This window comes from Pseudoclavibacter sp. RFBG4, from assembly GCF_002931515.1.
Classification (GTDB): Bacteria; Actinomycetota; Actinomycetes; order Actinomycetales; family Microbacteriaceae; genus Pseudoclavibacter.
This window is the reverse complement of record NZ_PSYC01000065.1, coordinates 1-10332: the sequence shown is the minus strand read 5'-3', so window position 1 is coordinate 10332 and position 10332 is coordinate 1. Positions and strand designations below refer to the sequence as shown.

Genomic DNA, 10332 nt, shown 5'->3' with positions numbered 1-10332 from the left:
GGACGGGACGGGGCGGGAACGTGACGTGGGGTGAGGTGGGGACGAAGGTGAGGCGGTCCGCCAGCGCGGCCCACCCGGCGGCTAACGGCGGCGGAAGGTGCCCTGGCGCTTCTCGGCGAAGGCGGCACGGCCCTCGTCGGCGTCGGCGGTCGCGAAGGTGATGGTCTGGAGGTCGCGTTCGTAGGCGACGGCCGCGTCCTGGCCCATGTTGAACGAGGCGCGGAGGTTCGCCTTCGCCGTCTCGGCGGCGATGGGCGGGCGGGATGCGATGGTCGCGGCGAGCTCACGGGCGCGTTCGAGCAGCTGCTCCCCCGGCAGCACCTCGGACACGATGCCCCAGGCGTGAGCCTGCTGCGCGGAGATGGGGTCGCCGGTGAGGAGCATGAGGGCGGCGTTGCTGGCGCCCGCCGAGTGGGCGAGGAACGAGGCCATGCCGCCGCCGCCGATCCAGCCGAGCTTGATCTCTGGGGCGGCGAGCGACGCGGTGTCGGCGGCGAGGCGGATGTCGCAGATCATGGCCGTCTCGAGTCCGCCGCCGAAGGCGTAGCCGTTGATGGCGGCGATGATGGGCTTGCGCAGCGCCCGGAGCGCGTCGCAGTAGTCCTCACGATTGCGGAAGTCCCACGGGGTCGCGTACTTGTCGAGGGAGCGGATGTCGCTGCCCGCACAGAACGAGCGCTCGCCGGCCCCGGTGAGGATCACGACGCGCACGTCGTCGCTCTCGTTGGCCCAGGTCGCGACGCTGACGAGGGCGTCGGACATCTCCTGCGTCACCGAGTTGAGCTTCGCGGGGCGGTTGATGGTGACGGTCGCGGTGAAGCCGTGGAGGTCGACGAGGATCTCGTCGGTCTCCAGCTGGGGAACGCTGCCGGTCATGGGGTGACTCCTGAGGTGGTTGGGGTGGCTGGGTGGATGCGCGTGGCTGGGGCATCGATGCGCGTGGATGCAGCGAAGGCCGCATCCAGCGCCTCGAGGCACCGCTCGGCGGAGGCTGATGAGGCTGCAGCGTCGGTCGACGAGGACGCGTCGCCAAGCAGCGCGTCGCGGAGCAGCGCGGACGCCGCGGTCTGGAAGGCGATGTACCCGTCGTAGCGCGGCCGCACCCAGGACTCTTCGATGGTCGCCGCGGTGTTGGCGTAGAAGTCGTGCGAGGCCTCGTTGACGGCGGCGTCGTGCCAGGCGGAGCGGAGGCCGGGCTGGCCGTCGTGCTCCGGGATGAAGGTGCGCTGCGTCTCTGCATCGAGCAGCCACGCGAGGTGGGCGGTGAGCTCCGGGGTGACGCGGCAGCGTCTCGAGATGGCGATACCGGTCCCGCCGATCGTGGAGCCGAGGCGGGCGGAAGTGCCCCAGCGGGGTGCATCCCGGAACTGGAGGGTGGGTGTGGAGGAGGTGACGTAGCCGTAGACGAGCGGCACGTAGGCGAGCGAGTCGGTGCTGCTCATGCGCTCGAGGAGGGCGATGGGGTTCTCGCTGTGCGTCGCCGCGGGTGAGCGGCGGGCGATGGTCGCGAGCAGCTCGAAGGTGTCTCGGGCGAGGCGGCGGGACGAGAAGAGGGAGCCGCCGCCGGGGGCGTCGGCGATCGGCGCGCCAGCCCCCGCGAGCACGGACGCGAAGGTGAGGAATGCGTGGGGGCCAGCCAGCGAGAGGGCCACGCTGGTGCGCTCCGAGAGGGCGAGGACGTCGTCCCAGGTGCTCGGAACCTCGCCAGCGGTGAGGTCGACCCTGGCGGCCGAGACCTGCGTCGCGGCGTCGAGCGGAAGCGCCCACTGCGAGCCCTGGAGCGAGTAGGAGGTGAAGCTCGGGCCGATGGCATCGGCGGCCACGCGGTCGAGCAGGGCGGCGTCGAAGATCTCCTCGAGCGGCACGAACGAGCCGCTCGCGAGCGCTTCGCCGAGGTGGGGGTGGTCGAGCACGATGAGGTCGTAGCGCTCGGCCAACTCGGCGATGGGGGCCGATTCGAAGCCTTCGAGCGGATGCGCATCCCACTCGATCAGGGCCTGTCGGCTTCCGGGGGCTGCGGCGGTGAGCGCTGCCGCCGCTTCGAGCGCGTTCCGGCCGCGGGGGTGGTCCCAGGTGAGGCCCCGGTAGCGGGCCCCGCCCGTGCTGGGGTCCGGGGAGGACGCCGAGCTCTCGCTCATGATCGTTCGCCGGCGGCTTCCGCGTGGGCCGGCGCCGGGGCGGCCGCCGCGACACCTGCCGCTGCGACGCTCTCCGGTGCTCCCTCTCCCGGCAGCGCCGCGTCCGATCCGCCCGGCAGGACGGCGCCGTCGGCGAGCACGGCCCCGTCGAGGTGCTCCTGCACGTTCGTGAAGGTGTCGCGCACGGCGATGGCGCCGCGCTCGGCGAGCTCTGCGATGTGCGCGGCGGCGTGGCCGAGCTCGCCGAGGATCTCGCGTGTGTGCTCGCCGGTGAGGGGCGCACCACGGTCGATGCGGGCGGGCGTCTTGGAGAACTTGTAGGGGAACCCCGGCGTCTTGACGAGCCCTTCGGTCGGGTGCTCGTACTCGACGAAGGTGCCGTTGTGCGCGATCTGCGGGTCGGCGACGAGGTCGGCGTAGCCGTACACGGGGCCGGCCCAGATCGAGGTCTTCGAGAAGGCGTCGAGCCAGTGCGCGCTCGTGTTGGTCGCGAGGCGGGCGGCGGTCTTGGCGAAGACCTCGTCGCGGAGGCGCCACGAGTCGTCGAGCGTGTGGAGGCCGATGAAGCTGTCCTCCCCGATCGTGCGGCCGAGCTCCTCGAGGTCGGGCATTGCGAGCACGATGAAGCCATCCGAGGTCGCGAAGGAGCCGTAGGGCGAGCGGATGTAGACGTGCGCGTGCGGTTCGGCGCTGCGCTGCTGGGGCACGCCGCCTGCGGTGAACACGGACAGCTCCTGCATCTGCAGGGTCGTGATGGCGTCGAGCATGTTGACGGTCACGAGCTGGCCTTCGCCCGTGCGCTCCCGGTGGAAGAGCGCCGCGAGCACGCCTTCGAAGGCGGTGGATGCGGTGATGGCGTCCACGAGGTACTGGCCGGCGGCCTGCGGGGGTTCGCCGTCGCGGCCTGTGGAGAGCATGGCGCCGCTCATGGCCTGGAGCAGGAGGTCCTGGCCCGGGCGCATCTTGTAGGGCCCGTCCTCGCCGTATCCGGAGACGGACACGTAGACGATGCTGGGGTTGATGGCGCGCAACGTCTCGTAGTCGACGCCGAGGCGGGCGGCGACGCCGGGCCGGTAGTTCTGGAGGAACACGTCACTCGTGGCGACGAGCTCGCGCAGCACTTCGCGGCCGTCGTCTGACTTGAGGTCGAGCGCGATGGAGCGCTTGTTGCGGTTGAGGGAGAGGAAGGAGACGTTGATCTCGTTGCCCGCCGCGCCCCCGGCTGGTGCGTGGCGCTGCCATTCGCCTGCTGGTGGCTCGACCTTGATGACGTCGGCGCCGAGATCGCCGAGGCGCTGCGCGGCGAAGGGGCCGGCCATGGCGATCGAGCAGTCGAGCACGCGGATGCCGGAGAGGATCCCACCGCCTGCCCCGGGGTCTGCTTGGTGGGTGTCGCTGGTGCCGTCTGCGCCGCTCATGGTGTTCCTCGTTTCGGTGGATGCGCCGCTGGCAGCGCTAACATGTCAAGTGTAGGACGCCCGGAGCCAACATCGTCGTCAGCCCCGGGCATGGAGGTTCACTCCGGCTGGTCGCCGATGGCGCGAATCGCGGCCTCGGCCGCGCTCGTCTCCGCGACACCGTCGAGCACGCGGATCGTCGTCGAGTAGCTGCGCGACTCCCCGTGCTCGAGGAACAGCGCCGTGCCATCCTGGCGCGAAGCCGCATCCCCGGACACGTGGTGCGTGCTCGGCTCGAGCCCGATGCCGTACTGGCCGCTGCGCAGGTTCTGCCACTCGAAGAAGTGGGGCATGCCCGCAGCCTCCCAGCTCAGCTCGATGCCCCGCTCGCCACCGGCCGTGATGAGCGCGACGCGGTGCCTGCCGTCGTCGCCGACCACGAGCTCGTGCTCGGTGACCTGCTCCACGAACCCGTCGATCGGAGCGGGCATGACCCGGTAGCTCGTGCCCTGCTCGGCCACCGAGTCCGACTGCCAGAGGTGCGTCGTGATGGGCGCGACGAACCTCGCACCCTCATCCAGGAAGGGCCAGCCGACGTTGATGTGGTACAGGAACATGTGGGGCGTCGGGTCGAACCCGAGGTTGTCGACGACATCGTCGAAGCGCACCTCGCGACCGTCGAAGTCGAGCTCGATCGTGCGCGTCAGGCGCAGATGCTCGCCGAACGCCGTCGCCTGGATGACCTCGCCGACGACCCGCAGCACCACTCGACCGTCGCGCTCGAGCTCACGCGCCTCGAGCAGCCGCGCCGGAATAGCGGTCAGCCGCCCGTGCAGTCCGTGCGTGACGGTCTGCTTCGGCGGGTAGTTGTAGCGGGTCGCATCCACCTCGCCACCGAAGAGCGTGTGGTCGAGGCCGCCGGAGACGAGCAGCCCATCGAGCGCTCGCAGCCAGGAGAGCCCGCCCTCGTCGTTGTGCTCGTGCAGGCCGGGATGGCGGAACCCGTTGCCGCTGCGCCACCCGATGGGGGCACCGCGGAAGCGCATCGAGCCGAGATCGAAGGCCCGGTCGACGAGCACCTCGAGCTCGAGGCCGGCGGAGGTGCGCAGGTCGATCGCCCGCACGCCGCGCTCCACGCCGTTGTCGAGCACCACCTGGCGGATGCCCGCCACAGCGGAGAGGTCGCCCGTGCGCCTGCGGAGATCGGCGATCGATAGCTCTGCGCCGAAGACGTCGACCCCATCCGTGCCGCCGGTGCCCGCCGCCCCTGAAGTCTGCTGCTCGCTCACATCATCACCCATCCGCCATCGACGTTGATCGTCTGCCCGGTCACGAAGCTCGAGTCCTCGCCCACCAGGAAGGAGATGACGCTCGCGACCTCGTCAGGGTCGCCGCGCCGCTTCAGCGACTGGTGGTCGAGCACGAACTGCGTGTACTGCTCGGGGTTCTCGTGGATCTCCTCGGCCTTCGTCGGGAAGGCCCCGGGAGAGAGGAGGTTCACGCGGATCCCGAACTCGCCGAGCTCACGGGCGAGGGCCCGTGTCATTGCGACGGCGGCGCCCTTCGTCGTGACGTAGCTCGCGAGCTTGTCCCATCCGCCGCTCCACGTGATGGAGCCGATGTTGACGATCGCGCCGGTGCCACGCTCGCGCATCAGCTCGGCCGCCGCCTGCGCCGCCACGAAGTAGCCGCGCTGGTTCACCGCGACGACGTCGTCGAACTCCTCCACCGTGATGTCGAAGAACGGCGTCGGCGGGTAGATCGCGGCGTTGTTGATGAGCGCGTGCACGGGCCCGAACTCGGACTCAGCCTCGCGCACAGCCGCCTTGATGGCGGCGGCGTCGCGCAGGTCGACCTCGAGCACGTAGGTGGGGATGCCCGCAGCCCGCAGCTCGTCCGCCGTCTCCGCCAGCGTCGCGCCGCCTCGACCGAGCACCGCGACGGCGTAGCCGTCGCGCCCGAGTCGCAGGGCGGTGGCCCGTCCGAGAGATCCGCCTGCACCGGTCACGATCGCGACCGGCTTCTCACCTGTTTCCGTCATGGTTCCTCCGGCCGAAGCCCGTTGTTGTCTGCTGACCCTGCGTGCACCGCTGCCCGCCCCGTCCAATCTCCGTGACAACTCGGCCGGACGCCACCCTCTTCGGGCGAGCCGACTCGAGTCATCACGGAAGCTGGCCGCTGCGCGCCGCGCCCCGACGGGCGCGAGCGCGGGCTAGATCGAGTACTTGCGCAGGATGTCGTCGATGAACTTCTTCGCGCGCGGGATGTCCGACTCGTCGAGGTGCTCGATGATGAGCGGCGCGTTCGGGCTGCGCTCCGCGAGTCGCTGCAGGTACAGCTCGTAGTCGAGCGAGCCGAGGCCCGCGGCCGGCAGCTCGATCTCGCCGACGCCTCGGAAGGTGTGCGAGGCGAGCGCATCGTCGTCGCCGATGTCGGCGTGCTTCTCGCTCTTGTCGTCGCCCGCCCGCTTGACGTCCTTGGCGTGGGCGACGCGCACCTTGTCGGCGAGCGTGTCGAAGACCTCGTTGAGCACGCCTGCCTGGTCGTCGATGTTCGACGCATCGAAGTAGTTGGTCGGGTCCATGAGCAGCTCGATGCCGGGCGAGCGGATGTCGTTGAAGACGCGCACCGTCTCGCGGACCGAGCCGATGACGTTGTTGACGTACGTCTCGAGCAGGAAGATCGAGCCGTGGTCGTACGCCTCCTGGGCGAGCTCGGCGAGCACGTCGCGCACCTGCTCGTAGGCGTCCTCGGTCTTGTTGTGCGGGTCGCTGTCCCACTCGCTGTCTGGGTTGAAGGTGCCGGACTCGCTGATGACGTACGGCGTTCCGAAGGAGCGCGCGTTGCGGATGATCTCCTTCAGGTAGTCGACGTTGGCGCGGCGGTGCTCCGGATCCGGATGCACGATGTTCGTGTATCCCGAGATCGCCGAGATGGGGAGGTTGTTGTCGCGGAAGGTGTCGGCGACGAGCTTCGCCTTCTCCTTCGTAATCTGGCCCGCCGTGAGGTCGAGGTCCTTGAAGTGCAGGTCGAGCTGGACGGTGTTGAAGCCGAGCTCGCGCGCCTTCTGCGCGGTGGTCTTGAGGTCGTAGGGGAAGTATCCGCTGAAGATGCCGACTTGGATCATGAGCTTCTTTGCTCCTTCGCTTGGGGCCGTTGGCCCGTTGAGTGGTGGTGAGTGGATGCGGGGGTCGAGGTCAGAGGTGGAACTCGTCGAGGCGCACGGGGCGCCGTTCGGCGATGGAGCGGTAGCCGGCCTCGATGAGGGCGACGGTCTTGACGTTGTCTGCGACGGTGAGGGCGGGCTCGCTGCCGGTCTCGACGGCGTGCTGGAGCTGCTCCATGACGCCGATGAACGCGTGCGGGAACCAGTGCGTGTCCCAGGTGGGTGTCACCCACTTCCCGTCGGTCGACGGTCCGCCGTCGGTGCGGGCGGCCGAGGCGTACGTGATGGTCGACGGCGTGCCGCTCGGCCAGCCGATCGTGCCCTTCGCGACGCCGCGCGTCCCCTCCACTCGCCAGGTGATGGAGAAGTCGTCGTCGAAGCCCTCTTCGCGCGGGCCACCCCACACGTCTTCCGTCGAGAGGGCGAGGAGCCCGCCCGGGAAGCGCAGCGTGGAGACGACGATGCCGTCGGTGTGCGGGAACCGGGTGCGCGGATCGGAGCGGGTGACGGTCATGATCTCGTCGGGGTCGCCGAAGAGGAAGCGGAGGACGTCGAGGTGGTGCACGCTCATGTTGGCGAGCGTGAGGCGGTCGTAGCCTTCGAGGAAGCCCTGCCAGTGAGGCACGGCCTTCATGTCGATCTCGACGAAGACGGGCTCGCCGAGCTCGCCGCGCTCGAGGAGCTGCTTGAGCACGCGGATCGACTGGTCGTAGCGCATGTTCTGGTTGACGGAGAGGATCTTGCCGGCAGCCTCGGCCTCGTCGCGGAGGGCGATGGCCTCGTCGAGCGTGAGGGCGAGGGGCTTCTGTGCCAGCACCGCCTTGACGTGCGGCTGCGCGAGGGCCTTGCGGATGAGCGCGGGCTGCAGGTCGGGCGGGTACGCGATGTCGACGATCTCGACCTCGGGGTCCTCGATGAGCTGCTCTGGGGTGTCGTGCACGGTCGGGATGCCCCACCGCTCGGCGACGCGCTGGGCGTTGGCCTTGGTTCGGGAGGCGATCGCGACGACGGGGAAGCCGGCTTCGCTGTAGGCCGCGAGGTGCTGGTCTGCCATGATGGCGCCAGCGCCGATGGCGCCGATCTTCGCGGAGCGGGCCCGCACGGGGCCGTCCGGGAGGAGGGCGGCGCTGCCGACCTCGGCCTCTCCGGCCTGCGTTTCAAGGGAACTCGTGGACACTGCGACTCCTTCGCGCCGTTGCGTGAGCGTGTGCGAACCGGATGGGAACCCGGTCTATGTGAGCGCTACTGGTAGCGCTGCCATTGCACCTAATGTACCGATGCGATGCCCCCGCCGCAAGTCCTCACGGCAGGTTCTTCGCCCGCCGCCGTGACGACATCCCGCAGCCACCCCACCCCGCAGAGCTGTGGCCCGACACGCTCGCCCTGACCGCGAGCGACACCCGCCCACAACTCTCGCGCGCCACCCCGCATACCCCACCGCACACCGGCCGTCACCTCAGCGCTCGACGCCATCGAGCACGACCCGCAGCCCAGCACGAGACGGGCGCATGTGCGGGCCGGCCGGGTCGGCCCACCCGCGCCCCGCATCCACGATCGCCGACTCGTCGATGCTGATGCCGGACCCAAGCTGATCCCCGAGCACGATGCCACCGTCGGCGAACTCCTGATCGACACTCATGCCGTGGGCCCAATGCAGGGCCTGCACCTCGGTCGTCAGGTGATTCGGCACCGCGGTCATGGCGGCGGCGACGGCCGGATTCGTGTTGTAGCCCACCGGGCTCACCGGGAGGTTCCTGGCATCCGCCGCGTAGGCGAGGCGGAGCACGTGCGTGACACCCCAGATCGCCCCTGCCTGCACGATGTCAGGCGCCCCCGCATCGAAGAGCGGACGGAACTGGTCGACGCCCGTCAGGTTCTCCCCCGTCGCGACCGCCGCGCGCACCGCCGCCGACAGGCGCGCGTGGCCGAGCGCATCCCAGCGCCGTAGCGGCTCCTCGACCCACAGGAGGTCGATCTCGCTCTCGATCGCGGAGACGTACCGCACCGCCTGCTTCACCTGCCACGACTCGTTGGCATCGAGCATGAGACCGGGGCTCGGGGTGTTGCGAGCGAGCACGCCGCTCAGGAGCCGCAGCCGACGCAGGTCGGCGACCGGGTCGACGCCGCCCTTGAGCTTGCCGGCGACGTAGCCGCGCTCCGCGAAGTCCTCATAGAAGGAGACGAGCTCGCCGTCGTCGAGTGCGATGTCGAGACCGGATGCATAACCGGGCACGAACCTGTCGCGTCCGCCGAGCAGGCGCCAGAGGGGCTCGCCGGCGAGCTTCGCCTTGAGGTCCCAGAGAGCAGCATCGAGCGTCGCGACCCCGCCGTAGGTGGCACCCGCGTGACCGGACTTGAAGACCTGGGCGAGCATCCGGTCGAAGAGCGCCGAGACACCTCGGGGGTCTTCCCCCTCGAGCGCCGGGAAGAGCCTCGCGATGTCGGCGTGCGAGCCGATGCCGACCCCCTCGACCCCCTCGTCGGTCTCGAGGATCACGATGGGGACGTCGGTGACTGCGGCACGGATGTGGCCGTTGACGTCGCCGATCGACCGCCCCCAGTCGTGCCGGGTGGTGAGCAAGCGGAAGCCGGTGATCTTCATATCGTCCTTGATCTTCAGATGGGAGATTCAGCATACATCACATGATTTATTCGTCATACGTTTTTCCGGCTTTTGCTCGTGTGCGCGGATTCGCGGGCCACTTCGTGACTACAATCACCGCATGTCCAGCACCACGACGCCCCGGCTCGGCACCCACCGCACGCCCGCCGCGAGGCTCGGCGTGCAGGTCGTGCACGACCTCGTCTCCGCCATCGTCACCGGAGAGGTCGCACCAGGCGACCTCCTCCCCACCGAGACCGAGCTCTGCGAGAACTTCGGCGTCAGCCGCACCGTCATCCGCGAGTCCATGAAGCGCCTCGAGGAGAAGGGGATGGTCTCCGTCGTGCAAGGACGCGGCACGCAGATCGCCCCGCAGTCCGAGTGGAACATCCTCGACAAGGTCGTGCTCGGCACCATGATCGAGAACGACGAGACGCTCGGCATCCTCGACGAGCTCGCCGTCGTGCGCGGACAGCTCGAGTCGAGCATCGCCGCAGCCGCCGCCACGAGCCGCAGCGACGAGGAGCTGCGCGTCATCCACGACCACCTCCAGACCATGCACGCCACCGCCGACGAGCGCGACGCGTTCGCCGCCGCGGACGTCGCCTTCCACTTTTCCGTCATGGACACCGCCGGCGACCGCCTCGCCTCGGGCATCGCCCGCAGCCTCTCGAAGCGCGCCGGCGAGAGCAGCCGCTACTACGGCGCTCCGGGCGCCGACGCCGTGCGCCTCACCCTCGAAGAGCACGAACGCGTCTACGCCGCCATCGAAGCCGGCGACAGCGAGGCAGCCGCCAGGGAGATGCGCGAGCACATCGCGCTCGCATGGGAGCGGCGCCGCATCCGCGACTAGCGCGGCCGGCCCCTGGGGCTCGCGCGGGCGCCGGCGCGGGCTCTGCGGCGGGCTCTGGCTCGGGCTCCGGCTCGGGCTCGGCGGGCCCTGGCTCGGGCTCCACTGCAGCAGCAGCAGCGGCAGCGCGCCTCGGAGTTGTGGCCAAGTGCTCCCCACGCCGCCCCCCCCGACCGCAC

9 protein-coding genes are annotated in these 10332 nt (G+C 70.0%); 1 reads left to right on the top strand and 8 read right to left on the bottom strand.

Going from position 1 to position 10332, the window contains the following annotated elements; translation table 11 throughout:
- Positions 1 to 81: 81 nt before the first annotated feature.
- From C5E10_RS18565 to C5E10_RS18530, 8 genes are all read right to left on the bottom strand, one after another.
- On the bottom strand, positions 82 to 876 hold the full coding sequence (locus C5E10_RS18565) for an enoyl-CoA hydratase/isomerase family protein (protein ID WP_104332915.1): 795 nt from the start codon (positions 874 to 876) through the stop codon (positions 82 to 84).
- Positions 873 to 2138 carry an extracellular solute-binding protein gene (locus C5E10_RS18560; protein ID WP_146080344.1) on the bottom strand — a complete coding sequence of 422 codons (1266 nt, stop codon included), beginning with the start codon at positions 2136 to 2138 and terminating at the stop codon, positions 873 to 875. Before C5E10_RS18560 ends, C5E10_RS18565 begins: the two co-directional genes overlap by 4 nt.
- Positions 2135 to 3556, bottom strand: a complete 1422-nt coding sequence (locus tag C5E10_RS18555) for a CaiB/BaiF CoA-transferase family protein (protein WP_104332914.1) — start codon at positions 3554 to 3556, stop codon at positions 2135 to 2137. Before C5E10_RS18555 ends, C5E10_RS18560 begins: the two co-directional genes overlap by 4 nt.
- Before the next feature lie 98 nt (positions 3557 to 3654).
- Positions 3655 to 4824 carry an aldose 1-epimerase family protein gene (locus tag C5E10_RS18550; RefSeq protein ID WP_219820420.1) on the bottom strand — a complete coding sequence of 390 codons (1170 nt, stop codon included), beginning with the start codon at positions 4822 to 4824 and terminating at the stop codon, positions 3655 to 3657.
- Positions 4821 to 5576, bottom strand: coding sequence for an SDR family NAD(P)-dependent oxidoreductase (locus C5E10_RS18545; protein ID WP_104332912.1), 756 nt, complete (start codon positions 5574 to 5576; stop codon positions 4821 to 4823). Before C5E10_RS18545 ends, C5E10_RS18550 begins: the two co-directional genes overlap by 4 nt.
- Before the next feature lie 171 nt (positions 5577 to 5747).
- Positions 5748 to 6662, bottom strand: coding sequence for a sugar phosphate isomerase/epimerase (locus C5E10_RS18540; RefSeq protein ID WP_104332911.1), 915 nt, complete (start codon positions 6660 to 6662; stop codon positions 5748 to 5750).
- Between the two features lie 70 nt (positions 6663 to 6732).
- Complete coding sequence (locus tag C5E10_RS18535; RefSeq protein ID WP_219820419.1) at positions 6733 to 7878, bottom strand: Gfo/Idh/MocA family protein; 1146 nt, start codon at positions 7876 to 7878, stop codon at positions 6733 to 6735.
- A 279-nt stretch (positions 7879 to 8157) separates the two neighbouring features.
- Positions 8158 to 9303 (bottom strand): mandelate racemase/muconate lactonizing enzyme family protein, encoded by a 1146-nt coding sequence (locus tag C5E10_RS18530; protein ID WP_104332910.1) that lies wholly within the window; start codon positions 9301 to 9303, stop codon positions 8158 to 8160.
- 121 nt (positions 9304 to 9424) lie between these two features.
- Between C5E10_RS18530 and C5E10_RS18525 the strand changes: the two genes are divergently transcribed.
- Positions 9425 to 10156, top strand: coding sequence for a FadR/GntR family transcriptional regulator (locus tag C5E10_RS18525; RefSeq protein WP_104332909.1), 732 nt, complete (start codon positions 9425 to 9427; stop codon positions 10154 to 10156).
- Positions 10157 to 10332: the final 176 nt, after the last annotated feature.

What these genes read in the sequence shown, in the direction of transcription:
- C5E10_RS18565 (WP_104332915.1), bottom strand. Translation starts at nt 876, where the DNA reads ATGACCGGCAGCGTTCCCCAGCTGGAGACCGACGAGATCCTCGTCGAC.
- C5E10_RS18545 (WP_104332912.1), bottom strand. Translation starts at nt 5,576, where the DNA reads ATGACGGAAACAGGTGAGAAGCCGGTCGCGATCGTGACCGGTGCAGGC.
- C5E10_RS18525 (WP_104332909.1), top strand. Translation starts at nt 9,425, where the DNA reads ATGTCCAGCACCACGACGCCCCGGCTCGGCACCCACCGCACGCCCGCC.
- C5E10_RS18540 (WP_104332911.1), bottom strand. Translation starts at nt 6,662, where the DNA reads ATGATCCAAGTCGGCATCTTCAGCGGATACTTCCCCTACGACCTCAAG.
- C5E10_RS18530 (WP_104332910.1), bottom strand. Translation starts at nt 9,303, where the DNA reads ATGAAGATCACCGGCTTCCGCTTGCTCACCACCCGGCACGACTGGGGG.
- C5E10_RS18555 (WP_104332914.1), bottom strand. Translation starts at nt 3,556, where the DNA reads ATGAGCGGCGCAGACGGCACCAGCGACACCCACCAAGCAGACCCCGGG.
- C5E10_RS18560 (WP_146080344.1), bottom strand. Translation starts at nt 2,138, where the DNA reads ATGAGCGAGAGCTCGGCGTCCTCCCCGGACCCCAGCACGGGCGGGGCC.